Genomic DNA, 23762 nt, shown 5'->3' with positions numbered 1-23762 from the left:
GCGTGATGGTGGCATCGCCGGGTCGGCCGACGAGAGATGATCGGGGCATGGCTTCGTTCGCCGCTCGCGCGCTGCGCTCGCTCCGGGACCCCTGGAGTCTGGTGGTCGCCGGCATCGGCGCGGGTTCGGCATGGGCGGTGGGCCTGCCGGTGGGGGCCGCCGGGCTCGTTGGGGCCGGGATGCTGGGCGTGGCCGCGGTGGTGGGCGGCGCGGTGCGCAAGGACGACGCACCGCCGCCGGTGCAGTTGCGCCCGGGGACGGTGCAGTACGACATGCTGCAGACCCTGCAGGGCTACCGGGCCGACCTGAACCGGCTGACCTCGGGGCCGCAGGCACCGGCGGTCGGGGTGACCGCTCGAGAGGCCGCCGACGCGGCCGCGGAGGCCGAACGGGTCGCCCGCTCGGTGTCCCTGGCCGTCGACGCCGTGGATGACGCCCTGGTGCGGGCCCGTGGGGTGGCGCGGCAACTACCGGGGTCGGCCGACGTGCAGGCGACCGTGCAGCGGATCGGGGAGCGCCGCGAGCAGCTGCTGACCAAGCTGCACGACGCGGTCGGCGAGGTCGGCGAGCTGTACGCCCGGCTGTTGGAGCTGTCCACCACGGCCGGCCTGGTCGGCGTGGAGACCGATGCCGGGAGCCGGGCCGCCGACGTCAACGACTCGCTGGACGCGATCCGGGTGGTCTTCGCCGAGTTGGAAGCGGACGCCACGCGCACCCGCGCGATGCTGTAGCAGCGCCCGGCGTCCCGCCGTGTGGACGACGGTGTGGATGACGGCGCGGACGAACCCGTCGACTTCCGTCCCACGCGTCACATCCGGGGTGACTTCATCCGCGCAGCCGCAGTTGATCCGCGCGGGCAGGGGCGACGGGGGAGGGGCGCCGCGGCGACACCGGACTGTCACGGGCACTCGGTAGGGTGGATACCTCAGCCCACCAACCTTTCGGGAGACCCGTGCGCCCGTCCGACCCGCCACGCCCTGGCGAGCCGACGCCCCGTGGGGCGGCCCGATGACGAGCCCGACCGGTCTGTTCGCGTTGGCGCCATGGCAGCTGCTGCTGTACCTGACGGTGGCGATCGTCGCGCCGGCGCTGTGCCGCCGGCTCGGCCGTGCTGCGCTGATCGTGCTCGCGCTGCTGCCGGCCGCCACCACCGTCTGGGCGGCGGCCCTGCTGCCGTCGGTGATGGCCGGCGGGGCCCTGACGTCGAGCACCCGGTGGGTGCCGGCCATCGACCTGGCCATCGATCTGCGGATGGATGCGCTGGCGATGGCACTGACGCTGATCATCGCGTTCATCGGGATGCTGGTGCTGCTGTATTCGGCCCGATATTTCCCACCCGACGACGACGGACTGGGTAAGTACAGCGGCTCGCTGGTCGCGTTCGCCGGCGCCATGCTCGGCCTGGTCTGGGCCGACAACCTCATCCTGCTGGTGATCTTCTGGGAACTCACCGGCATCCTGTCGTACCTGCTCATCGCGCACCGGGCCGGTAAGAAGTCGTCCCGGATGGCCGCCTCCCAGGCGCTCATGGTGACCACCGGCGGCGGCCTGGTCATGCTGGTCGGCGCCGTCATGCTGGGCACGCTGGCCGGCACCTTCACCATCTCGCAGATCCTGGCGAACCCGCCGCAGGGACCGCTGATCACCACATCGGTGGTGTTGCTCATCGTCGGCGGCATCAGCAAGTCGGCGATCGTGCCGTTCCAGTTCTGGCTGCCCGGGGCGATGGCCGCGCCGACCCCGGCCAGCGCGTACCTGCACGCCGCGACGATGGTCAAGGCCGGCATCTACCTGTTCCTGCGGCTCGGGCCGGCGTTCGCGGTGCTCGGCATCTGGCAACCGCTGCTGGTCACCCTGGGCGGCGCCACCATGCTGTTCGGTGCCGTCATCGCCCTGCGGCAACGCGACCTCAAGCTGCTGCTCGCCTACGGCACCGTGTCCCAGCTGGGCCTGATGACGCTGCTGATCGGGTCGGGCAACCCGGACGCGCTGCTCGGCGGGCTGGCCATGCTCATCGCCCACGCCACGTTCAAGGCGCCGCTGTTCTTCACCGTCGGCATCATCGACACCTCGACCGGCACCCGCGACCTGACCAAGCTGTCCGGCCTGGGCCGCAAGGCCCCGCTGCTGGCCGTCCTGGCCACCCTGGCGGCGGTCAGCATGGCCGGCATCCCGCCGATGCTCGGCTTCGCGGCGAAGGAGGCCGGCTACGCGGGCCTGCTCGACGGCGGCACCTGGGGACTGGTCGCCGTCACCGCGATGGCCGTCGGGTCGGCGATCACCGTCGCCTACAGCGCCCGGTTCATCTGGGGCGCATTCGCCGCGAAGTCCGGGGTGCCGGCCGCCGACCCGGCGCCGACCAGCGCGCTCATGGTCGGCCCGGCGGCGGTCATGGTCGCCATCGGCCTGGTCCTCGGCCTGTTCCCGGGCCTGCTCGAGCCGTTGCTGCAGTCGTACGCGCAGACCGCCGGCCCCACCCACGACGACGCGATGGCGCTGTGGCACGGCTGGTCGCTGCCGCTGGCCCTGTCCGCCGCCGGCTGGTTGGTGGGAGCCGGGCTGTTCGCCGGGCAGCGGGCGTGGGAGCGGCGGCGGGAGCGGATCGCCCGGCCCGGGGTGGAACCCGGGGTGGCGTACCGGGTGGCCATCAAGGGCGTGGACAGCATCGCCGACGGGGTCACCACCGCCACCCAGCGCGGCTCGCTGCCGGTCTCCCTGGGCGCCATCCTGATGGTCCTGGTGCTCTTTCCCGGCTCCATGCTGCTGACCTCGGGGGTGGGACCGGCCGACGTCGAGGTGCTGGGCCAACCCGCCACCCTGGTGATCTGCGTGGTCATCCTGGCGGTGGCCGCGGCGACCCTGCGGGCCCGCAAGGCGCTGCCGGCGGTGCTGATGGTCGGCGGGGTCGGCTACTCCGTGGCGGTGCTGTTCATCATCCGCGGTGCTCCCGACCTGGCCCTGACCCAGATCCTGGTCGAGACGATCACGCTGGTCGCCGCCCTGCTCGTGCTCACCCGGCTGCCCGACGATGTGCTGTTCGCCAAGCACCGGGGCAACGGTTTCCGCGCCGTCATCGCGGTGTCCGCGGGCGCGCTGATGACGATGCTGGCGCTGATCATCCCTGGCGCCCGGGTGGCCGAACCGGTGTCCGCCGGCCTGGCCGGGCCGGCCGTGGAGTTCGGCGGCGGGTACAACATCGTCAACGTCATCCTGGTCGACGTCCGGGCCTGGGACACCTATGGCGAGCTGACCGTGCTGATCGCCGCGGCGACCGGCGTCGCGTCGATGATCTTCCTGGTCCGGCGGACCGGCCGGGCCCCCCGCCGGCCGACGCCCGAGGTGCAGGCCGGCCGGCCGCACGAGCCGTCGCCGTGGCTGGCCACCAACTGGATGCCCCGGCGCTCGCTGCTGCTCGAGGTCGTCACCCGGATGATCTTCCACGTCATCGTGGTGTTCTCGGTCTACGTGCTGTTCGTCGGGCACGACGAGCCGGGCGGCGGGTTCGCCGCCGGGCTGATCGTGGGCCTGGCGCTGGCCCTTCGGTACATCGCCGGCGGCGCCTACGAGCTCGGCGAGGCCGCGCCCTGGGACCCCGGCATCCTGATGGGCATCGGCCTGTTCATCGCGTCGGCGACGGCGATCTACGGCGTGATCGCCGGCGGCGCCGCCCTGGAATCGACCATCCTCAAGGCCACCGTGCCGCTGCTGGGCGACCTGAAGTTCGTCACCTCGTCGATCTTCGACATCGGGGTGTACTTCATCGTGATCGGGCTGGTGCTCGACGTGCTCCGGGCCATGGGTGCCGAGCTCGACCGGCAGGGCATGCTCGAGCGCGGCGATCCGCCGGTCGGCGCGCGGGACAGGGAGGGCGCCCGGTGACCACCAACCTGGCCCTGGCCCTGACCATCGGCGGACTGTTCGCCGCCGGCGTCTACCTGATGCTCTCGCGCAACCTGATCCGCGTCATCCTGGGTTTCCTGCTCGCCGGGCACGCCGTCAACCTGCTCCTGCTGACCAGCGGGAAGGGCGGGGTACCGCCGATCGTGGGTGAGGCGCAGAACGGCGAGCAGCTGGCCGACCCGCTGCCGCAGGCCATGATCCTGACCGCGATCGTGATCAGCCTGGCCGTCTCGACGTTCCTGTTCGCGATGGCCTACCGCAACTACCGCAACACCAGGGATCCCGAGATCGAGGACGAGCTGGAACCGGACGAGTTCGCCGACGCCGAGGCCGGGGCGGGGGAGGAGTGATGAGCTGGACCTGGCTGCTGCCGCTGTCGATCATCCTGCCCATGTCCGGCGCCGCGCTGACCCTGGTGGCCAGCCGACGCCCCCGGGTGCAGCGCACCATCTCGGTCACCGTGGTGTCGATTCAACTGCTCGTCGAGCTGGTCATGATCACCCAGGTCACCCAGAACGGGCCGATGGTGACGCACATCGGCGGATGGACCGCACCGCTGGGCATCACCCTGGTCGCCGACGAGCTGGCCGCGTTCATGCTCGTGGTGTCGACCGTGGTCTCGCTGGCCGTTCTCGTGTACGGGATCTCGCAGGGCATGGCCGACCGGGAGGTCGGCCCCGAGGTGCCGATCTCGATCTTCCACCCGACGTTCCTGATCCTGATCACCGGCGTGTCCAACGCGTTCGTCGCCGGCGACCTGTTCAACCTGTTCGTCAGCTTCGAGATCCTGCTGACCGCCAGCTTCGTGCTGCTGACCACCGGCGGAACCCGCGAGCGGCTGCGGGCCGGGGCGCCGTACATCGTGGTCTCGCTGCTGTCCTCGCTGATCTTCCTGTCCGGCATCGCCATGGTCTACGCGGCCACCGGCACGGTGAACCTGGCCGACCTGTCCACCAAGATCCCGGCGCTGCCGGCCGGCATCGTGGCCACCCTGCAGGCGTTGCTGCTGGTCGCGTTCGGCATCAAGGCGGCGGTCTTCCCGATGTCCGCCTGGCTGCCCGACTCGTACCCCAGCGCGCCGGCGCCGGTCACCGCGGTGTTCGCCGGCCTGCTCACCAAGGTCGGCATCTACGCGATCATCCGCGTGCAGACGCTGCTGTTCCCGACCGGTTCGTTCGGCACCCTGCTGATGATCGCCGCGTTGGCCACGATGATCATCGGGATCCTGGGCGCCATCTCGCAGTCCGGCATCAAGCGGATGCTCTCGTTCACCCTGATCTCGCACATCGGCTACATGCTCTTCGGCGTGGCGCTGGGGTCGGAGACCGGGCTGTCCGCCGCCATCTACTACGTGGCCCACCACATCCTCGTGCAGACCGCGCTGTTCCTGGCCGTCGGTCTGGTCGAGCGGGTGGCCGGGACCACCGTGCTGGCCCGGCTGGGCGGGCTGGCCTCGGCCGCGCCGATGCTGGCGGTGCTGTTCTTCATCCCGGCGATGAATCTGGCCGGGGTCCCGCCGCTGTCCGGATTCCTGGGCAAGGTCGGCCTGTTCGAGGCCGGCGTGCAGGACGGCCGGGTGTTGGCCTACGTCCTGGTCGCCGGCGGCGCGCTGACCAGCCTGCTCACCCTGTACGCGATCATCCGCGTCTGGGGCCGGGCGTTCTGGCGCCCGGTGCCCGAGTCGGCGCCGATCGGCGGCGATCCGTTAGAGACCGAGTCGGGGCGCTCGCTGCTGACCCGGCGGCGGGTCCACCGGGAGGCCCAGCGCCGGCTGGCGCGGCAGGAGACGGCCCGGCTGCCGATGGGCATGGTGGGTGCCACCACCGCGATCGTCGCCGTCGGCGTGCTGCTGACCGTGGCCGGCGGCCCGATCTACGACGTCGCCGCCCGGGCCGGCGCGAGCCTGAGCGACCGCAGCATCTATGTCAACGCGGTGCTGGGCGCCGGGGTGCCGGCGCCGCCGGGTGCCGCTCCGGGCGTCCCACCCACGCCCGGGACGGGGGCCGGCGGATGAGCCCCGGCCGGTTGCGGCGGCGGGCCGTCGAGATCCGCGGCGCCCGGATCCCCGGAAGCGGGGGTTGGGCCCCGTACCTGATGACCCTGGTCGCGCTCGTCCTGGTCTGGATGGCGCTATGGGGATCGGCGTCGCTGATCGTGATCCTGCTGGGCGTCGTGGTCAGCGCGGTCATCCTGCTGCTGTTCCCGCTGCCGACCATGCACTTCCGGTTCGGCGTGCACCCCTGGCGGACGCTGGTGCTGATCGGCCGCTTCCTCTGGGACGTGGTGGTGGCCAGCGTGCACGTCGGCGCTTTGGCCGTGCGGCCCCGCCCGCCGCAACCCCGGATTGCCCAGGTCCGGCTCGCGTCCGACTCGGACCTGCTGGAGGCGCTCACCGCACTGGCGGTGTCCCTGGTACCCGGCAGCCTGATCGTCGACGCCGACTCCGGCACCCGCACGTTGACCATTCATGTGCTCGACGCGGACAAGCAGTCCGATGAGCAGTTCGTCGCCCAGGTGCTGGCCCAGGAGGATCGCATCCGCCGGGCCCTTGGCGACGACGACCGGACGTCGCCCGCCCGTGAGGTCAACCGCAAGGGGGGCGGGCGCCGATGACGCTGACCGTGCTGATCGCCGGGTCCATGTTCGGCATCGGGGCCATGCTGGCCGCGATCCGGCTCGTCAAGGGTCCGACCCAGATCGACCGGGCGGTCGCCCTGGACGTGCTGCTGGCCATCGTGGTCGGCGTCATCGTCCTGCTGGCCGCGGTGTCGGACAGCTCGATCACCCTGGTCATCGCGGTGGTGGTGTCCCTGCTCGGCTTCCTCGGCTCGGCCAGCCTCGCTCGGCTGCTCCCACGGGATCGGCGGTGACCGGGCGATGAACGGGATGGACGGCGGCGCCATGACCCTGGTCGACTGGATCGCCTCGGCGGCGATCGTGCTCGGCGCGCTGATGTCGCTGCTGGCCGGAATCGCGGTGCTGCGCTTCCCGGACACCATGAGCCGCATCCACGCCGCGACCAAGCCGCAGGTGCTGGGCATCATGCTGCTCATGCTCGGGGTCGGCCTGGTCCTGCAGTCGCTCGCGGTGGTCGGCGTGCTGGTGCTGATCGTCATCCTGCAGTTCGTCACCGCCCCGGTGTCCGCGCACCTGACCGTGCGATCGGCGTACCGCAGCAGCATCGACGACGGGACCGGCGTCGACCACGGTGGGATCCCGGCCACGCCCGAAAAGGACGCCGGAAAGCCGGACGCGCGAGGGTAGCGTCCGGCGCGTGCCCGACACCCCTTCCGCCCCGGCCGCGACGACCTCCGTCTCCGCGATCGACGAGCTGTCGAACGCCTACGTCCTGGAGTACGCCCGCCGGCGACCGATGATGGCGACGTACATCGGTGTGCCGATCGAGCAGGATCGCCTGGACGACTTCTCCCCGGCCGGCCGCAGCGACCTGCACGAGCTCGTCACCGCGACCGAACGGCGGCTGGCCGAGCTGCCGTCGACCGGGCCGCGGGACGATCTGTCCCGGGCCGTGCTGGCCGAGCGGCTCGCGGCCGACGCCGATCGGTACCGGTCCGGCTGGGCGCAGGCCGACCTGAACGTGCTCGCCTCCCCGGTTCAGGAGGTGCGTGAGGTGTTCGACCTGATGCCGACCGACACGGTCGCCGACGTCGAGGTCATCGCCCGCCGGCTGGCTGCGGTGCCGGCGGCGTTGCGGGGATACCGGGAAGGCCTGCTGGCCGCCGCGGACGACGGCAAGGTCGCCGCGGTCCGGCAGGTCGACCAGTGCGCGCAGCAGTGTGACGCCTACGCCGGCCGCGCCGACGACGCCGGTTTCTTCACCGACTTCGCCGACCGGCTCCGCACCGGGACGGCGGGCCTGCCGGACACGCTGGCCGCGGATCTGACGGCTGCCGCGGGGACCGCCGACTCGGCCTACGGCGACCTTGCCGACTTCCTGCGCACCCGGCTCCGGCCGCGGGCACCGGAGTTGGACGCGGTCGGCCGGGACCGGTACGAGCTGGCGTCGCGGGACTTCCTGGGCGCGGTGATCGACCTGGAGGAGACCTACGAGTGGGGCTGGTCGGAATTCCTGGCGATCGAGACCGAGCTGCGGGCCGTCGCCGAACGGATCGCGCCCGGGGCGGGGCCGGCCGGTGCGGCCGCCGTCCTCGACCGGGACCCGGCCCACCAGCTCGCCGGCGTGGACGCGCTGCAGGCCTGGATGCAGGGACTGTCCGACCGAGCGGTCGCCGAACTCGGTCGCACCCACTTCGACATTCCCGAGCCGATCCGCCGGCTCGAGTGCCTGATCGCGCCGCCCGGCGGCATGATCGGCGCCTATTACACCGGTCCCAGTGACGACCTGAGCCGGCCGGGCCGCATGTGGTGGGGCGTCGAGCCGGGGCGCGAGGTGTTCAACACCTGGCGGGAGACCAGCATCGTCTACCACGAGGGCGTGCCGGGCCATCACCTGCAGATCGCCACGTCGGTGTCCCGGCGGGACACGCTGAACGACTTCCGGCGGCTGATGGCCGACTACTCGGCGCACGCCGAGGGCTGGGCGTTGTACGCCGAACGGCTGGTCCGTGAACTGGACTACCTGGCCGACGACGGGCAACTGCTCGGCCTGCTCGACTCCCAGCTGTTCCGCAGCGCTCGGGTCGTGTTGGACATCGGCATGCACCTGCAACTGCCGATCCCGGCCGGCACCGGCTTCCACGAGGGGGAGCGGTGGACGCCCGAGCTGGGCCTGGAATTCCTGCTGACCCGCACCGTCAGTGACCCTGGGCACTGCCGGTACGAGATCGACCGGTACCTCGGCTGGCCCGGCCAGGCGCCGGGCTACAAGGTCGGCGAACGGGTCTGGCTGCAGGGCCGGGACGGCGCGCGGCGGCGGCACGGCGACGACTTCGACCTGAAGGCGTTCCACACCGCGGCCCTGAACATGGGACCCATGGGCCTGGACCTGCTGGCCGAGCGGCTCGCCCGGCTGTAGGGCGGAGCGCCCGCGGGCGTGCCGTCAGAAGGTCGGCGGAGCCAGCGGCAACTCGCGGCCGAGCACGCCGAACGGTCGGGGATCGCCGGTGAACCGGTAGTTGCGCAGCACGTCGCCGAAGCCCAGCCGCCGGTACAGCCGCCACGCCCGATTCTCGCCCTCGGGGGTGGACAGCAGCATGTGCCGCTCGGGCCGGTCGTCGGCGAGTCGCCGGAGCAGAGTTTCCCCGATCCGGCGCCCCTGCCAGGCCGGATGCACATGCAGTTCGGTGAGTTCGAAAAAGTCGGACAGTTGGGGAAGGACGGTCGCGGTGACCCCGCGGCGCACCTCGGAATACCACCACTGACCGGGGGCGCCCCGGTAGCCGTAGGCCAGTCCGTGCACCGCCTCGTCGTGGCCGACCGCGACGACGCAGTCGAACCCGGCCCGGTGACTGTGCTCCTCCCACAGGGCCGACCGCGCGCCGGCCAACTCGCCGGGGTACCGCATCGCGGTCAGGTAGATGCCGATCAGCTCGCGCAGGTGGCCCCGGAAGGCCGCCGCGTCCAGCCGCCGGACCTCAACGCGCCCGGTCGGGCCGCCCGTGCGGTCGAACGTGGTGGGAATCGACATGACTCCATCACATCATGCGGTTCGCCGTTCCGGACATGACGTGGCGGTGCGCCACTGCCCCGCCTGCGTCGTGCCGGCGCCGTGCCGGAAGATCTCGCCGCTCCACAGTTCTGGACGGGTCATACGAACGCGCGTACGATAGAACGTAAGTTCGAAGATGGGAGTTCGATGATGTTGACGACGAGCCAGTGACGACGCAGATGACGACGCAGATGACGAGGCCGACGAAGGCGCCGGTGCGGATGCCGAACGCCATCGATGCCGGACCGGCCCGGGACCTCCGGCGGGCAGCGCCGGGATCGCCCGCCCGCCGGTCCGGCCATGGCCGCTCGCGGCCGCCGGCGTTGTTCGACCGCAGCGAGGTGCCCGGCGCGAGTTCCGGTGGCAGAAGGGGAGCGACGATGGGCGACGATCGGGCCGGCACGCGGCAGCGCACGGCCAGGCCCACGGCGCCGGTGGCTCCGGCGGCCCGGAGCCTGCTGGCCGATGCGTCACTCGGGCTCGGCCGTGCCTGCTCGGCCGGTGAACCTGCCGACCGATATGCGACCGCCCACCTGGCCGCGTTGCGTGGGGCGGCCGCCGTGGTGGCCGCCCGGGCGCGACCCACCCGAGGTCGCCAGGGCAGCGTGTGGACCCTGATGACCCGGGTCGCCCCGGAGTTCGCCGAGTGGGCAGCCTTCTTCGCCGCCGGATCGGCCACACGGCAGGCCGTCCAGGCCGGCCTGCCGGCGCGCGTCACCGCTCGCGAAGCGGACGACCTCGTGCGTCAGGTCGCCCTGTTCCTGTCCCTGGTGGGGGAGAGCATCGGATCCGCGGCCGGGCGCTAAGTACCGGGCGCGCGCAGACACTCGACGGCCGCCCGCCGGGACGGTGGCCGGCCCGACTGCACGGCCGGCCGCCGATCAGCGGCTACTTGCGCGCGCGCGACCGCGCCGAGCGCAGCAGCCGGTCGAGCAATACGTCGAAGCTCTGGGCGATCTCCCGGGCACCCGCGGTCGGCCACCGATGGATCGGCACGGCCGCCCCCTGGGCCTGCTGGACGGCCGATCGATCCGGCAGGACCGGACTGAGCACCAACGGCCCGAACAGGTCGCGCAGCTCGGCAAGCCGGTACTCCTGCTCGGTGACCCGAGGCCGGAACCGGTTGATCACCACGCCAAGGGGCTGCAGGGCGGGCCGGTGGGCGGAGCGCTCGGTCTGGACCGCCTCGAGCGCCCGTTGCACCCCGGTGACCGCGAACAGGGAGGGTTCGGTGACCAGTACGGCCCGGTCGGCGGCGATCAACGCGCTGCGGGTCAGCTGGCCCAGCGAGGGTGGGCAGTCGACCAGCACCAGCTCCGGCAGTGGTCGCACCTTTTCCAGTGCCGAGGCCAGCCGGAACAGCCGCTTGGATCCCGGGTCCGGGTGATTGTGAATCTCGGTGCGTTCACTGCCGGGCAGTATCCGGAGCTGCTCACCCCAGGCCGACGGCTGCACCGCCTTGCCGATGACCTTGGCCGACGGGTCGTCCAGCACCTCGGCGACGGACCACCGTGGCCGCCCGTCGACGGCGCCGTCCAGCTCCGGGGCGACCGTCGCCGTCGCGTTGATCTGCGGGTCGAGATCGACCAGAAGGGTGTCCAGGCCGCGGTGCACGGCCGCCGAGGCCAATCCCAGCGTGACCGTGGTCTTTCCGACTCCGCCTTTGAGGCTCAGCACACTGGCAACCAGCACCGGACAACCGTACCGGCCGATGGCGCACATCCCCGGTATCCGGGGGGCGCGCCGATACGCTTCGGGACAACCTGGCCCAGGATTGGAGGGACCGAATGGTGGAGCAACTCCGGGCGGCGGCCGGCGAGCCGGTCGAGCAGGCCCTGGCTGCGCTCGCGGCGGCGCTCGCCCGTCCGGGTCCGGGGGAATCGGCACGGGTGCGGGTGCTGGACGTCGGCGGGGGCAGCGGCACCCGCGCGGTGCCGTTGGCGCTGCGGGGCTGCGAGGTCACCGTGATCGACTCGTCGGCCAACTCGCTGGCGATCCTGCACCGGCGCGCCGAGGATGCGGGGGTCGGCGATCGGGTGGTCGGCATCCAGGCCGACGCCGACCGGCTGGACACCGTGACCGGGGCGGGATCGGTCGACCTCGTCCTGTGCCACCACCTGTTGGAGGAAGTGGACGACCCGGAGGTCGTGCTCGCCGGCGTGGTCCGGGCGGTTCGTCCCGGAGGAGCCGTTTCGGTGCTGGCCGTCGGCCGGATCGGGGCCGTGCTCAGTCAGGCGCTGGTTGGTCGGTTCGAGCAGGCCCGGCACGTGCTTGACGGCGCCGACGGACGGACCGGCGAGGCCGATCCACTGCGTCGCCGGCTCGACGTCGACCAGCTCCGCACGCTGCTGCAGACGGCGGGCCTGACCGTCGAATCGGTGACCGGTGTCGGGGTCCTCACCGGATTGTTGTCCGGAGCGGCCCGCCAGGCCGCACCCGGTGGTGAGGCCGACCTGGCCGACCTCGAAGCGGCGGCGGCCGTTCACCCCGAATTGCTACGGATCGCGTCCGATCTGCATGTGGTGGCCCGGCGACCGGGAGCGGAGGGACCCGCGGTCGGGTGACTCTGGTCACATCAGGGTGATTGGCGTGGGAGATTGCGCAGCCCGCTAGTGGTCTGCCTCGAGTGCTCGTATCCTGGTTTCAGGTCGCCGGTTGGCGGCCGTAGGATGTGACCACACTTTCTGGTGGCCCCTGTGCCGGAGGAGGGACCTAATGCCGCTCTCCGAGCACGAACAGCGGATGCTTGACGAGATCGAGCGCGCGCTCTACGAGGACGACCCCAAGTTCGCGACCAGCGTCAACGTGAGTCGAATCCGGCGCCGCCGTCCCATCGTCGCCGGCTGTCTGTTCGTTGCCGGTCTGGTCGCGTTGGTCGTCGGCGTGATCGCGACTCAAAGCCTGCTGGCCGTCGGCGTCATCGTCAGCGTCGTCGGCTTCCTGACCATGGTGGCCGCCGTCGGTCTATTCGTCTTCGGGCAGCCGGGTGCGCGGGCCGCGAAGGGGATGGACAAGGGCGCCGACAAGGCCGGTCCGTCCCTGGGCAACCGTATGGAGGAACGCTTCCGTCGTCGCTTCGACGAGCCCAACCAGTAACTTCTGTACACCGACGCCGCGGCCCCGCAGCCGCGGCGTTGTCGTGTGCGCATCACCGGCTCTCGCCGGTGCCTGCTCGACATCACCGGAACGGTGCGCCGGCTTCGCGGACGAGCGTCCCGCGGAAACCGGCGAGTAACACAGTGATTCGTGATGTTCGTCCGCGATGCTGCCGGTGGCCGGACGGAATCCGGGCCCGGGCCAAGCCGGAGTCCGGGCCCCGGCCAAGCCGGAGCCGGGAGGAGCGGTCGGCGGATCCGTCCGGTGTCAGCCGCGCCACCAGGCCGGCCGCACCGACCGGGGCAGCAGCCGGTCCAACAGCGACAGCGGTGCCGCGTGCGCGAGCTCGGTGGCCAGTGTCCGCGGCGCGTCACCGAGTCGCTGGGCCGCCGGCGCGGCTGGACGGGTTGTCACCGCCGTGCCGTTTGTCACCCCCGTGCTGTTTGTCACCGCAGTGCTGTTTGTCACCGCAGTGCCGGACATCGCCGATGTGCCGGTCATGACCGATGTGCCGGTTGACGCTTCCGGACCGTTGGTGGCGGCCCGGACGTTCGTCACCGGGTCGGTCGTGATCGCCGGGTCCGACCCGGCGTACCAACCGCGTTCCGCCGCGGCCACCAACCCCCGAAGCTGCTCGCGCCCGGTCTCGGTCAGCTGCGCGGTCTTGGCGAGCCGGTTGGCACAGGCTCGGGCCGACTGCGAGGAGTCCAGTGTGACGCCGTGGTCGATCGCCAGATCCTCGACCTCCCGCCAGGCCGCCCCGGCCGCATCCGGGCCACCGGCGTCGGCCGTGGCCAATCGACGGTGTCGTCGTCGACGCCGGACGGCGGTCGGCCCGGCCAACGCAGCGCCGAGCGCGACGGCGAGCCCGAGCACCCACCACAGCCCGGCCGGGACGGCCGGCCCGCCGCTGCCCGTCGACCCGGCGGCGGCGCCGGGCTCGGTGGTGGCGGCCGCGGTCGGTACCCGGCCCTGACCGAGCCGCTCCTCGTCCGGGGTCTGGGTGCTGCCGGCGCCGGGACCGGTCGTCGGTGCCGTCGGGGTCGCGCCGGTTCCGCCGGTGAATCCCTGCTGTCCGCCCTGACCGCCGCCGAGCGGAGTGGGGTCGAATTCGACCCAGCCGGCCTTGTCGAACGGGACCTCGACCCACGCGTGCGCATCATGGCTGCTGATCAGGTACTCGCCGCTGCCGTCCGGCACACCCTGGGTAAATCCGACGGCGACCCGGGCAGGCACGCCGACCGCCCGGAGCATGACCGCCATGGCGGTGGCGTACTGCTCGCAGTACCCCTGCTTGAGGGTGAGGAAGTCGAGCAGCAGATCGCCGCTGTTGCCGGCCGGCACCTCCAGCGAGTAAACGAAGCCGTTGGCCGGATCGGTGAAGTAGTTGCGCAGCCGATCCGCCTTGTCGAAGGCGGTCGTCGCGCCGGCGGTCGCCTCGACGGCCTTGGCGATCACCTGGGGCGGCAGGCTGCCGGTGTCCAGCAGCTCGCCACCCTCGGACGTGGTGTCCGCCCGCAGATCGTCGGCGGACGGCTGGCCGAAGGCCGCGGTGACCACGTAGGGGCTCGGCGTGATCTTGTCCGGTCGGTGCACCGATTCCAGGGTCGAATCGAACGACCAGCCGCTGTCGAGACGACCCAGGGCCGTGACGCCGTTGTAGATCGGCAGGAACTGGTCCTGATAGCTCAGCGCCGTGACGGTCACCTGGGTCTGGCCTACCGCGATCGGCTGCTCCGGCAACGGTCCGCTGGACAGCTCGTCGATCGACCAGCCGTCGTTCGGCGTCCATTTCTGCAATCCGACGGTCCGCAGGTACGCCGGTCCGGGCAGGCCGCCGACCCGGAACAGGTCGACCGGGGTGCCCTGGTCCAGGTTTCCGCGCAGGGAGGTGAAGGGGGACAGTCCCACGGCCGAGTTGGCCCCGTTAGTCGTTCGGGGGAGTCGCCCGGTGGTGCCGATGCCGGTGACACCGTCCGCGACGACGAGCGCCACGACGACAGCAACACACCCGACCACCAGACCGGAGGCGACCTGGGCCACCCCCGCCCCGGCGCCGATCTGCCGGCCGGTCAGCCCGGTCGAGACGAGCAGCATCGCGTACAGCACGGCGGGGGCGGCGAACGCCGGCCACGGCAGCATCGACACGTCGATCGAGGCGGGGACCGCGTAGAGGCACAACAGCGGGAGGGCGACCAGGGCCGGGGCCCGGCACCAGGCGATGAGCATGTCGACGATCAGTGCGGTCGCCGACACCGACAGGCAGATCAGGAAGGACAGCTCGGTCGACGACGGAGCGGGCGAGACGGTGCTCCGGATCTGCGTCCAGGCCCCGGTCAGCAGGTCGCCCACCTCGGTCAGCACGGCACCGTTGGGGATGACCCCGCCGAACCCGCGGACGGTGAACAGCGCCGTCATCGCGATGACGGCGGCGGCCAGCTGCAACAGGACCACGAGCGCGGCGGGTGCGCGGGCGAGCCGGGCGCCGACCCCGACCAGCCAGATCACCGCGACCACTTCGGCCGTGTACCAGAACCAGGTGCCACCGCTGACCATCGGCGGGATGGCAAACGTGCCGCACAGCACGGCCAGCGCGCCCAGGAGGGCCGGCACGGCCTGGGTGGGCGGCGCCGGGGCCGGCGGCCGGCCCGGGGGCGGCGGGGTCGGCCGGGGGGTCGGCACCGCGCCGGGTTGGGCCGGGCCGCGCGGCGGCGAGATCGTCGTCATGTCACGACCGGAATCGGGGTGGCCCGGGAGGGCGGCCGGGCGGCACCGATGCCGCCCCGGCAGGCCTGCGTCCAGGCCTGGGCGAGGTTGTCGCCCCGCCGGATCGGCACCACCCGCCAACCGGCGGCCTGTAGACCGGCCACGGCGGCGGGGTCGCCGACCGCGCTGCGCCCGCGCGCATGGTGAGTGTCCGGCCAGGTGGCGGTGTCCAGGACGAACGCGATGCCGGTGGTGCCCCGCCGGCGGGCGGCGGTCAGCAGCGCGGCCGATGGGCGGTCCAGCGCCCCCAGGATCGCGATGACCAGACCGGTGCCGCCGATGGACGAGGCGTTGAACGCCCGAGTGTCCGGCTCGATCACGGCCAGTGCCGCGAGCACGTCGTCCTCGATGTCGCGCCCGGCGGCGAGGACGCCGCCGGAATGGGTGGTCAACCGGATCTGGTGCTCGGCAGCCAGCAGGTGGACGCTGATCGAGGCGGCCAGGGTGACGGCGGTCTCCAGGCTCGAGGTCGCTCCCTCCCCGGCGTGGCCGGCCGCCCGGTGGTCCAGCATGATCACGGCGCCGCCGTGCGAGACCGGTTCGTTCAGCCGGACCATGAGCTCGTCGTGCCGGGCCGACGCCCGCCAGTGCACCGTCCGGATGTCGTCGCCGTTGCGGTATTCGCGAATGCCGACGTCGGGATCGCCGGAGGAGACGCCGGCGACGGCCCGGTCGGCTGCGGCGGACCGGCTGCCCGCGCTCGGCGGCATGCCGGCGAGGTCGACGAGCGTCGGCACCACCAGCACGGTGGTCCGTACGTCAAGGGTGCGGATGTCCTCCCACAGCCCGAACGGGTCGCCGACCCGGATCGTCGGCGCCCGGAGCACGAACCGGCCCCGCCGCAGCGGCCGGAGCCCGAACTCGGTCTGCGCTCGGTGCGACGCCCGCAACGGAGGCATCAGGCAGCGCAGCCCGCCGGTCAGTTCCGGGGTGGGCGGCTCGGTGACCTCCAGGGCGGCGGTCCTGGTCGACCCGGTGTTGGTGATGGTCAGCTGCACCGTGCCCCGGCTGCCCGGGACCAGGCGGGCCGGCGCGACCAGATGATCGGCCGACAGCCGGACGCTGCGGACGGACCAGGCCAGCATCGCCAGCAGCGGGAGCACGGCGGCGAAGATCCCGACCCGCAGCAGGTCGCGCTCGTCCAGCAACAGCGCGCAGATCGCCGCGGCGATCCCGCCGGCGAGCAGACAGCGCCCCCGCGTCGTCAGTCCGCGCAACCCGGCCGGTCGGGCCCGCCCCCGGGGCGACTTGCCCGTCTGCGCACCGAGCGCGCGGCCACCTGACGCCGCGCCCGGGCCGGGCGTTCCCGCGCCGCTCCAGGCCGGGCCGGGGCGGTCAGCCACCGCGTGGCACCCGCAGGCGGGACAGCAGGACCCGGACGACCTCCTCCGCCGACCGGCGCGCCGCATGGGCCTCCACGGTGAGCAGCAGCCGGTGGGCCAGCACCGGGATGGCCAGTCGTTGGATGTCGTCCGGCACCACGAACGCCCGGCCGTCCAGCGCGGCGGCGACCTTGGATGCGCGGGCCAGGTGCAGGACCGCCCGCGGCGAGGCCCCCAGCCGGACCTCGGGCACCGATCGGGTCGCGGCCACCAGTTCCACCAGGTACTGGCGCAGCGGTGGGGCCATGTGGACGGCGGTGGCCGCGTCGACCAGGGCGGCCACGGTGGCGGCGTCGGTCACCGGGCGCAGCGCATCCAACGGGTCCACCCGGTCGCGGTCGGCGAGCATGCCGACCTCGGCGGCCCGGTCCGGGTACCCGATGGACATCCGGGCCAGGAACCGGTCGCGCTGCGCCTCCGGTAGCGGGTAGGTGCCTTCCATCTCGACCGGGTTCTGGGTGGCCAGCACGAGGAAGGGCCGGGCCAACCGGTAGCTGGTGCCGTCGACCGTGACCTGCCGTTCCTCCATACATTCCAGCAGCGCCGACTGGGTCTTCGGCGCGGCCCGGTTGATCTCGTCGGCGACGACGATGTTGGCGAACACCGGGCCCGGCCGGAACTCGAACTGCGAGGTCTGCCGGTCGTAGACGCTCACCCCGGTCACGTCGCTGGGCATCAGATCGGGGGTGAACTGCACCCGGCTGACGGTCGATTCGACGCTCTTGGCCAGCGCCTTGGCCAGCACCGTCTTGCCGGTGCCGGGCACGTCCTCGATGAGCAGGTGGCCCTCGGCGAGCAGCGCGATCGTCGCCAGCCGGATGACGTCGGGCTTGCCGAGGACGACCTGCCCGATGGCTGCCGCGATCTGACCGCCGACCCGACGGACGGTCTCCAGGTCGGGCCGCGCCGTCTCCGTCGTCGAACCCCCACCCGGTCCCTGCATGGGACCGAGGTCGACGCCCTGTGCCACGGCTGATCCTCCTGACCGGCGCGCGGCCCGGGGCGAGCGCCTGGAAACAGTCTGCCAGTCCGGGTCCGCGGGCACGGTCGACATTTCGCGCCCGCCGCGGTGCGTGGTCGTCGACGCCACCGTTGGTCACGGTGGGTGGTGACCGGGGCGTCACCATGCCGTCGGTAGAATGTGCCCAATGGCTACCGCCGATCGTCAGGTCCGCGCGCCCGGGCGCCTGCGCGCGGCCGCCGCCGCGTTGATCGCCCAACTGGCCAAGTTCGGCGTGGTGGGCGCGGTCGCCTATGTCGTTGACGTCGGGCTGTTCAACCTGCTCAGCTACGTCGGGTCGCCACCTCTACTGGCCGGTCAGCCGCTGCTGGCCAAGGTGGCCAGCACCGGGGTGGCCACGGTCGTGGCCTGGCTGGGCAACCGCTACTGGACGTTCCGGCACAACCGCCGCCCGGACCGCGTCCGCGAGTTCGTGCTCTACCTGATCATGTGCACGATCGGCCTGCTGATCGCGCTGTCCTGCCTGTGGGTGTCCCACTACCTGCTGGGCTTCACCTCACCGCTCGCCGACAACATCTCCGCAAACGTGGTCGGCCTGGTCGCCGGTACCGCTTTCCGCTTCTGGGCCTACAAGCGGTTCGTCTTCACCCACCAGGCCGAGCCGCGCCTCGCCTGAGCGCGCTCGCCGGGCGGGGCCGGGGGCCGGTGGACGGCCGGCGACGCGGGCATGACGAGGCCGCCACTGCGCCCCACTGCCCGCCCCGCTGAGCCCGGCGAGCGTCCGGTCGCGTCGCGCGGCTGACCGTTCCCCGGCCGGACACCCCGAGAAGCGCCACCGCGCAGCGGCGACGTCCCCCCAACCGTCTCCCCCAACCGTCCCCCCACCGTCCCCCACCCGTGGCCCCGACCGCCGGGTCGGGCTGCCTGACGGATGCGTCCCGACCTGCGGATTCTCCCGCCGACGAGCGCACGACGAGCACAACGGCCCGCGGCCCGCGGCCGGCCCGCGCGAGGTTCACGGCCGCGCCGGCCGAGCCCGGGAAGATTTCCCCCACCTTCACCCACCGCCATGACGTGCGCTTTTGTCGCGACACTCCACAAATCTTGGTCACGGAGGGGTCACGGTGGCGCAAAGTGGGTTAGAGTGGAGGAGCCTGGGGGAGCGAGCCTGAGAACGAGCTCAAACCTCCGGCGGGCGGGAGCGGTACCGGATCGGCCGCCGTCGCGAGGAGGTGCTGGCAGATGCCCAAGGGCTTCTACGGCACCTACACGCCACGGATGGACGACAAGGGTCGCGTGACGTTGCCGGCGAAATACCGGGAGTCGTTCAAGAACGGGGTGATGTTGGTGCGGGGTCAGGATCACTGCATCTACCTCTTCACCCCGGAGGGCTTCGAGGAGTTCGCCGAGTCGGCGATCAATGCATCGATCACCGACGAGCGGGCCCGCGGCTACCAGCGCTACATGCTCGCCAACACCGACGAGCAGCGGCCGGACGCTCAAGGCCGGATCACCATCACCCCGCGCATGCGCGAATACGCCCGGCTGACCAAGGATCTGGTCATCACGGGCATCGGCCTGCGCATGGAGCTCTGGGACGCCGACGAATGGGCGACCTACGAGGCGGAGCAGGAGGCGGCCTATGCCGCTCCGGAACGGGGGCTGCTGGACAGCTGACCCGCGCCCGGCGAACCGGCCACGCGGTTCCTGGCGCCCGGCCCACATCCGCGCCGGCCCTGACACGACTTCCCCCGTGCCAGGACCACCCGGCCCTGACACGACTTCCCCCGTGCCAGGACCACCGCGGATGGGGACCAGGAATCAGGACCCGACACACCGCCCAACGCCCCGGCCCCGCACCCCGCCGACCCGATGTCACCCCCCACCGTTCGTAGATCCACCAGGCGCAGCCCACCGGCGGCCGAGGCCAGAAGGGACACCGCCGATGCGGGACCGGGCCGACGCGCAAGATCCGGACACCGGCGGGGGGTCGTCCGATGCAGCCGTGCCGGACGATCGCCGGCACATTCCCGTGCTGGTCAACCGCGTCGACGAGTTGTTGGCGCCGGCCATTCGGGCGGCCACCGCGGACGGTGCCACCGATGTCGTGCTGGTCGACGCGACCCTGGGCATGGGCGGTCACACGCTGGCCCTGCTGCAGGCGCATCCGGCGCTCACCGTCGTGGGCATCGACCGCGACCCGCAGGCCCTGGCGATCGCCGACGAACGGATCTCCAAGGCCGGCCTGTCCGACCGGGTGCAGCTGATCCACGCGGTGTACGACCGGATCGGCGAGATCATCGCCGCCACCGTGCGTTCCGGACGGGTCCAGGCCGTCCTGTTCGACCTGGGGGTCTCGTCGGTCCAGCTGGACGAGGCCGAACGGGGCTTCGCCTACGCCCAGGACGCCCCGCTGGACATGCGGATGGACCCGACCGCCGGCATCACCGCCGCCGAGGTGATCAACACCTACCCGGGCGCGGAGATCACCCGCATCCTGCGGGAGTACGGCGAGGAGCGATTCGCCCAGCGGATCGCCCGCGCGGTGGTGACCGAGCGGGCCAAGCGGCCCTTCACCACCAGCGCCCGGCTGGTCGAGCTGGTCAAGGCGAGCATCCCGGCCGCCGCCCGGCGCACCGGCGGCAACCCGGCCAAGCGGACCTTCCAGGCCCTGCGGATCGAGGTCAACGACGAGCTGGGTGCCCTGCACCGGGCCATTCCCTCGGCGTTGCAGCACCTGTCGGTGGCCGGCCGGATCGTGGTGATGTCGTACCAGTCCCTGGAGGACCGGATCGTCAAGCGCGCGATCGCCCCGCTGACCGTCTCCCGGACCCCGGTCGACCTACCGACCGAACTGCCCGGCCACGAGCCCGAATTCCGCTGGTTGATCCGGGGCTCACAGGCCCCCACCGACATTGAGATCCAGGCGAATCCCCGGGCCGCGTCCGCGCGGCTGCGGGCCGCCGAACGCATCCGGGAGGCCCACTCATGACCGCGACCAAGACCAGGGCCCGGGCCGACCGCACCGTCCGGGCGGACGGCGACCCCGGCGGGGCCGCCGACGCCCTGGGCTCCGAGACCCGGCGTTGGTCGTCGGCATCGACGGCATCATCACGGCGCGCGTACGAACGGCGGATCCGTCGTCGGCAGAAGATGTCCGACGACCGGCTCGTGCGGCCCGGGCGGAAGGTGTCGACGACCGCCTTCAACCGGGCACCGTTCGTCGTCGGGCTGATCGCGTTGTTGGGCCTCGGCGTCACCGCCGTTCTCTGGTTGAACACGCTCACCGACGAGGCCGGCATGCGCACGTCGACGGCCAAGAGCAGGACGACCGACCTGCGGCTGACGATCGAGCAGTTGCGGCACGATGTCGCGATGCTGGACGCCACCCCGCGGATCGCCGACCAGGCCAAAGCGCTGGGCATGGTGCAGGCCGGTGACTCGGCCATGCTGATCGTGGACGGCTCGGGACAGGGCACGGTGGTCGGCGAACCGTCCTACGTCCCGGCCCCGGCTCCGGCCGCCACTGCGCCTCCCGCCACTGCGCCTCCCGCCACGGCGCCTTCCGCCACCGCGCCGACGGCGCCGACGTCACCCGCGGCGGCCGCTCCGCCGGCCGCCGACCAGGCCGCCGCTCCGGCGGGCCAGCCGGCGGCGCCGGCCGAGCAATCGGCGGCCGGGCAGGCCCCCGCCGGGACGGCCCCGGTCGGAACGGCACCCGCCGGGCAGGCGCCCGCCGAGCCGACTCCGCCGAGCGCGGCCGCGCCGGCCCAGGGCGCCACGGTGGTCGATGCCGGCGAGCCCCAGGGCGCCAACGGATGATCGTCGCCGGCCGATCATCCGGGTCGGCCCGGCGTGTCGAGAGGTCGCGACGCGGGCCGATGCGACAGCCTTCGCCCATGAACCATCGGAACCCGGCCACGGAGCCTGCGCGCGGGCCTCGGATGTGTCCCCTCGGGGCGCCCCGGTGACCGATCAGCAGGATCGCCGATCCACCTCGTCGGATCGTCGACGCGCCACCCCGCGCGGCACCACCAGCGGTCGACCGGGCGCCACGTCGGCGGCCCCGCGCACCGGCCGGCCGCCCCGCGGTGCCCGCCCGGCCGGTCCGGCCGACGGCCGGCGCGATCCGAATGCCGGTGCGCCCCGCCCGAAGTCGGCCGGCAAGCCGCGTTCGATCAGGGGTCGGCGCACCCGCCGGCCGCGGTCCGCGGTCGGTAACCCGCGCCAGCGCAGCCGGATCGCGATGGTGGTGATGCTGGGGATTCTGGCCGTGGCCACCCTCAAGCTCGTCACCGTCCAGGTGGTGGACATTTCCGGCTACGCGGCCAAGAGCGAGGCCCAGCGCACCCGGACCATCACGCTGACCGCGCAGCGGGGGACCGTCACCGACCGGAATGGTGTCGAACTGGCGCTCACCGTCGAGGGTCGCGCGGTGGCCGCCCGACCGGCGCTGTTCACCGACGACGGCCAGCGCAAGGCGGTGGCGGACATCCTCGCCGCCGGAGTCGGCAACGGTCTGACCCAGGACCAGGTCATGACGAAGCTGACCTCCGGGAAGACGTACGTGTACCTGGCCCGTGACCTGATGCCCGCGCAGGCCGACGCCATCATGGACAAGATCACCCCGCTGTTCGACAAGGACCATCAGGACGCGGTCGTCACCGAGCGGCAGGACGTGCGGGAACACCCGGACAGCTCGGCGTCGTCGGCGGTGGTCGGCAATACGGACTACGACGGCAACGGCCTGTCCGGGTTCGAGGCCAAGTTCGACACCAAGCTGGCCGGCAAGGACGGCGAGCGGGTCGTCGACGTCGACGCCCGCCACCTGATCATCCCGGGCAGCGCGCGGGACGAGACGGACGCGGTCGACGGCATGGACGTCGCGCTCACCATCGACGCGGACCTGCAGTACACGACCATGCAGATGCTGTCGGCCTGGGTCGACAAGTCGGCCGCCAAGTCCGGTTGCGTGGTGATCATGCAGGTGGCGGACGCGCAGGTGCCGGCGATGGCCTGCTACGAACCCGGCAAGACGTCCCGGGAGACCGGCAACAAGGCGGTCACCGACGCGATCGAGCCCGGATCGGTGAACAAGGTCGTCACCATGGCTGCGGCGCTGGAGAAGGGGCTGATCACCCCCGACAAGGTGTTCAACGTCGACGGCAAGATCGATATCGGCGACGCGACAATTAAGGACGCCTGGGCGCACGGACCGCAGAACATGACGGCGACCGGCATCCTGGGCAAGTCGTCCAACGTCGGCACCCTGATGATCGCCCAGCAGCTCGGCCCGGACCCCTTCATGGACATGGCCCGCAAACTGGGGCAGGGCGTCCGGACCGGCATCCAGTTGCCCGCCGAGACGTCCGGCTACCTCCCCAAGCAGTCCACCTGGTCCTCCAGCACCTTCGGCAACCTGCCCATCGGTCAGGGCGTGTCCGAGTCCCTGCTGCAGCTGGCTGGCATGTACCAGGCGATCGCCAACAACGGCGTGCGGATCACCCCGACCCTGGTCGCCTCGACCACCGTCAACGGGGTGACGACGCCGACTCCGGCGGGCGCCCAAACCGTGGCGATGAGCCCGCAGACGTCCAAGACGCTCATCCAGATGCTGCACGGCCCGATCCAGAGCGGTGACGAGTACCACCGCGGCACCGCCCCGGCGGCGGCGATCACCGGCTACCAGGTCGCCGGCAAGACCGGAACGGCGCAGCAGGTCGACGAGGACACCGGGGAATACTCCAAGACCCTGATCACCTCGACGTTCGCCGGCATCGTGCCGGCTGACAACCCCAAGTACGTCATCGCGATCATGCTGGACAACCCCAAGGGCGACTCCCCGGCCGGGACGACCAGCTGCGCACCGTTGTTCCACGACGTCGCCGCCTACGCCATGCGGGCCGCCGACGTGCCGCCGTCCGCCGAAGAGGCCCCGATCTACGACCTGTATGTGGACAACTGACGGCCGCGGTCCGGCTGCCGCGCAACTTTGTCGCACCGCGGGTCACCCGGGCCGGGGACGGTA

21 protein-coding genes are annotated in these 23762 nt (G+C 72.2%); 16 read left to right on the top strand and 5 right to left on the bottom strand.

Annotated features, from left to right (window positions below; translation table 11 throughout):
• Positions 1-47: 47 nt before the first annotated feature.
• The 8 genes from ACILSK_RS07345 to ACILSK_RS07310 all read left to right on the top strand — a co-directional run bounded on the left by ACILSK_RS07345 (position 48) and on the right by ACILSK_RS07310 (position 8896).
• Entirely contained in the window at positions 48-731 is a 684-nt protein-coding gene (locus ACILSK_RS07345; RefSeq protein WP_395726494.1) for a hypothetical protein, read from the top strand.
• Between the two features lie 277 nt (positions 732-1008).
• Positions 1009-3879 (top strand): Na+/H+ antiporter subunit A, encoded by a 2871-nt coding sequence (locus ACILSK_RS07340; RefSeq protein WP_395726493.1) that lies wholly within the window; start codon positions 1009-1011, stop codon positions 3877-3879.
• A complete protein-coding gene (locus tag ACILSK_RS07335) occupies positions 3876-4250 on the top strand; it encodes an NADH-quinone oxidoreductase subunit K (protein ID WP_395726492.1) in 375 nt (124 codons plus the stop codon). Before ACILSK_RS07340 ends, ACILSK_RS07335 begins: the two co-directional genes overlap by 4 nt.
• On the top strand, positions 4250-5914 hold the full coding sequence (locus ACILSK_RS07330; RefSeq protein WP_395726491.1) for a Na+/H+ antiporter subunit D: 1665 nt from the start codon (positions 4250-4252) through the stop codon (positions 5912-5914). Before ACILSK_RS07335 ends, ACILSK_RS07330 begins: the two co-directional genes overlap by 1 nt.
• The gene (locus ACILSK_RS07325) at positions 5911-6513 is read left to right on the top strand and encodes a Na+/H+ antiporter subunit E (RefSeq protein ID WP_395726490.1); all 603 of its coding nucleotides are present in this window, start codon (positions 5911-5913) and stop codon (positions 6511-6513) included. The genes ACILSK_RS07330 and ACILSK_RS07325 overlap by 4 nt, the downstream gene beginning before the upstream one ends.
• Positions 6510-6770, top strand: coding sequence for a monovalent cation/H+ antiporter complex subunit F (locus ACILSK_RS07320; RefSeq protein ID WP_395726489.1), 261 nt, complete (start codon positions 6510-6512; stop codon positions 6768-6770). The genes ACILSK_RS07325 and ACILSK_RS07320 overlap by 4 nt, the downstream gene beginning before the upstream one ends.
• 7 nt (positions 6771-6777) lie before the next feature.
• Positions 6778-7164, top strand: coding sequence for a monovalent cation/H(+) antiporter subunit G (gene mnhG / locus ACILSK_RS07315; protein ID WP_395726488.1), 387 nt, complete (start codon positions 6778-6780; stop codon positions 7162-7164).
• A 109-nt stretch (positions 7165-7273) separates the two neighbouring features.
• Entirely contained in the window at positions 7274-8896 is a 1623-nt protein-coding gene (locus ACILSK_RS07310; RefSeq protein ID WP_395726674.1) for a DUF885 domain-containing protein, read from the top strand.
• 24 nt (positions 8897-8920) lie between these two features.
• Here ACILSK_RS07310 and ACILSK_RS07305 read toward each other — a convergent pair whose 3' ends face one another.
• Positions 8921-9508, bottom strand: a complete 588-nt coding sequence (locus ACILSK_RS07305) for a GNAT family N-acetyltransferase (protein ID WP_395726487.1) — start codon at positions 9506-9508, stop codon at positions 8921-8923.
• Positions 9509-9720: 212 nt separating this feature from the next.
• Here ACILSK_RS07305 and ACILSK_RS07300 point away from each other — a divergent pair, with 212 nt between their 5' ends.
• On the top strand, positions 9721-10335 hold the full coding sequence (locus ACILSK_RS07300; protein WP_395726486.1) for an SAV_6107 family HEPN domain-containing protein: 615 nt from the start codon (positions 9721-9723) through the stop codon (positions 10333-10335).
• A gap of 82 nt (positions 10336-10417) precedes the next feature.
• Here the strand turns inward: ACILSK_RS07300 and ACILSK_RS07295 are convergent, their stop codons facing one another.
• A complete protein-coding gene (locus ACILSK_RS07295) occupies positions 10418-11251 on the bottom strand; it encodes a ParA family protein (RefSeq protein WP_395726485.1) in 834 nt (277 codons plus the stop codon).
• Positions 11252-11316: 65 nt separating this feature from the next.
• Between ACILSK_RS07295 and ACILSK_RS07290 the strand changes: the two genes are divergently transcribed.
• Both ACILSK_RS07290 and ACILSK_RS07285 read left to right on the top strand, forming a co-directional pair.
• Positions 11317-12093, top strand: a complete 777-nt coding sequence (locus ACILSK_RS07290) for a class I SAM-dependent methyltransferase (protein WP_395726484.1) — start codon at positions 11317-11319, stop codon at positions 12091-12093.
• 151 nt (positions 12094-12244) lie between these two features.
• Positions 12245-12625: a DUF3040 domain-containing protein gene (locus tag ACILSK_RS07285; RefSeq protein ID WP_395726483.1), complete on the top strand. Its 381-nt coding sequence runs from the start codon at positions 12245-12247 to the stop codon at positions 12623-12625.
• Positions 12626-12892: 267 nt separating this feature from the next.
• Here ACILSK_RS07285 and ACILSK_RS07280 read toward each other — a convergent pair whose 3' ends face one another.
• The 3 genes from ACILSK_RS07280 to ACILSK_RS07270 are packed head-to-tail and all read right to left on the bottom strand — an operon-like array spanning position 12893 to position 17743.
• The gene (locus ACILSK_RS07280; RefSeq protein ID WP_395726482.1) at positions 12893-15352 is read right to left on the bottom strand and encodes a transglutaminaseTgpA domain-containing protein; all 2460 of its coding nucleotides are present in this window, start codon (positions 15350-15352) and stop codon (positions 12893-12895) included.
• Positions 15349-16734, bottom strand: coding sequence for a DUF58 domain-containing protein (locus ACILSK_RS07275; RefSeq protein WP_395726481.1), 1386 nt, complete (start codon positions 16732-16734; stop codon positions 15349-15351). The genes ACILSK_RS07280 and ACILSK_RS07275 overlap by 4 nt, the downstream gene beginning before the upstream one ends.
• A complete protein-coding gene (locus ACILSK_RS07270; RefSeq protein ID WP_395726480.1) occupies positions 16727-17743 on the bottom strand; it encodes an AAA family ATPase in 1017 nt (338 codons plus the stop codon). Before ACILSK_RS07270 ends, ACILSK_RS07275 begins: the two co-directional genes overlap by 8 nt.
• 178 nt (positions 17744-17921) lie before the next feature.
• On the opposite strand from ACILSK_RS07270, the gene ACILSK_RS07265 reads away from it, so the two are divergent.
• From ACILSK_RS07265 to ACILSK_RS07245, 5 genes are all read left to right on the top strand, one after another.
• A complete protein-coding gene (locus ACILSK_RS07265; protein ID WP_395726479.1) occupies positions 17922-18410 on the top strand; it encodes a GtrA family protein in 489 nt (162 codons plus the stop codon).
• Positions 18411-18976: 566 nt separating this feature from the next.
• Positions 18977-19411, top strand: coding sequence for a division/cell wall cluster transcriptional repressor MraZ (mraZ, locus tag ACILSK_RS07260; RefSeq protein WP_395726478.1), 435 nt, complete (start codon positions 18977-18979; stop codon positions 19409-19411).
• A 268-nt stretch (positions 19412-19679) separates the two neighbouring features.
• The gene (gene rsmH, locus ACILSK_RS07255; protein ID WP_395726477.1) at positions 19680-20726 is read left to right on the top strand and encodes a 16S rRNA (cytosine(1402)-N(4))-methyltransferase RsmH; all 1047 of its coding nucleotides are present in this window, start codon (positions 19680-19682) and stop codon (positions 20724-20726) included.
• A complete protein-coding gene (locus ACILSK_RS07250; RefSeq protein ID WP_395726476.1) occupies positions 20723-21556 on the top strand; it encodes a hypothetical protein in 834 nt (277 codons plus the stop codon). The genes rsmH and ACILSK_RS07250 overlap by 4 nt, the downstream gene beginning before the upstream one ends.
• 424 nt (positions 21557-21980) lie before the next feature.
• Positions 21981-23699 (top strand): peptidoglycan D,D-transpeptidase FtsI family protein, encoded by a 1719-nt coding sequence (locus ACILSK_RS07245; protein WP_395726475.1) that lies wholly within the window; start codon positions 21981-21983, stop codon positions 23697-23699.
• Positions 23700-23762: the final 63 nt, after the last annotated feature.

The organism is Nakamurella sp., assembly GCF_044224575.1.
Lineage (GTDB): Bacteria > Actinomycetota > Actinomycetes > Mycobacteriales > Nakamurellaceae > Nakamurella.
The sequence above is the reverse complement of the archived record's forward strand: the minus strand, read 5'-3'. Positions and strand labels throughout refer to the sequence as shown.

Excerpts from the sequence above, each read along its gene's own strand:
- ACILSK_RS07345 (WP_395726494.1), top strand. The coding sequence starts at position 48 with ATGGCTTCGTTCGCCGCTCGCGCGCTGCGCTCGCTCCGGGACCCCTGG.
- ACILSK_RS07285 (WP_395726483.1), top strand. The coding sequence starts at position 12,245 with ATGCCGCTCTCCGAGCACGAACAGCGGATGCTTGACGAGATCGAGCGC.
- ACILSK_RS07250 (WP_395726476.1), top strand. The coding sequence starts at position 20,723 with ATGACCGCGACCAAGACCAGGGCCCGGGCCGACCGCACCGTCCGGGCG.
- ACILSK_RS07265 (WP_395726479.1), top strand. The coding sequence starts at position 17,922 with ATGGCTACCGCCGATCGTCAGGTCCGCGCGCCCGGGCGCCTGCGCGCG.
- ACILSK_RS07320 (WP_395726489.1), top strand. The coding sequence starts at position 6,510 with ATGACGCTGACCGTGCTGATCGCCGGGTCCATGTTCGGCATCGGGGCC.
- ACILSK_RS07295 (WP_395726485.1), bottom strand. The coding sequence starts at position 11,251 with ATGTGCGCCATCGGCCGGTACGGTTGTCCGGTGCTGGTTGCCAGTGTG.
- ACILSK_RS07340 (WP_395726493.1), top strand. The coding sequence starts at position 1,009 with ATGACGAGCCCGACCGGTCTGTTCGCGTTGGCGCCATGGCAGCTGCTG.
- ACILSK_RS07280 (WP_395726482.1), bottom strand. The coding sequence starts at position 15,352 with ATGACGACGATCTCGCCGCCGCGCGGCCCGGCCCAACCCGGCGCGGTG.
- ACILSK_RS07330 (WP_395726491.1), top strand. The coding sequence starts at position 4,250 with ATGAGCTGGACCTGGCTGCTGCCGCTGTCGATCATCCTGCCCATGTCC.
- rsmH (WP_395726477.1), top strand. The coding sequence starts at position 19,680 with ATGCGGGACCGGGCCGACGCGCAAGATCCGGACACCGGCGGGGGGTCG.
- ACILSK_RS07305 (WP_395726487.1), bottom strand. The coding sequence starts at position 9,508 with ATGTCGATTCCCACCACGTTCGACCGCACGGGCGGCCCGACCGGGCGC.
- ACILSK_RS07245 (WP_395726475.1), top strand. The coding sequence starts at position 21,981 with ATGGTGGTGATGCTGGGGATTCTGGCCGTGGCCACCCTCAAGCTCGTC.
- mraZ (WP_395726478.1), top strand. The coding sequence starts at position 18,977 with ATGCCCAAGGGCTTCTACGGCACCTACACGCCACGGATGGACGACAAG.
- ACILSK_RS07325 (WP_395726490.1), top strand. The coding sequence starts at position 5,911 with ATGAGCCCCGGCCGGTTGCGGCGGCGGGCCGTCGAGATCCGCGGCGCC.
- ACILSK_RS07310 (WP_395726674.1), top strand. The coding sequence starts at position 7,274 with ATGATGGCGACGTACATCGGTGTGCCGATCGAGCAGGATCGCCTGGAC.
- mnhG (WP_395726488.1), top strand. The coding sequence starts at position 6,778 with ATGAACGGGATGGACGGCGGCGCCATGACCCTGGTCGACTGGATCGCC.
- ACILSK_RS07290 (WP_395726484.1), top strand. The coding sequence starts at position 11,317 with ATGGTGGAGCAACTCCGGGCGGCGGCCGGCGAGCCGGTCGAGCAGGCC.
- ACILSK_RS07300 (WP_395726486.1), top strand. The coding sequence starts at position 9,721 with ATGACGAGGCCGACGAAGGCGCCGGTGCGGATGCCGAACGCCATCGAT.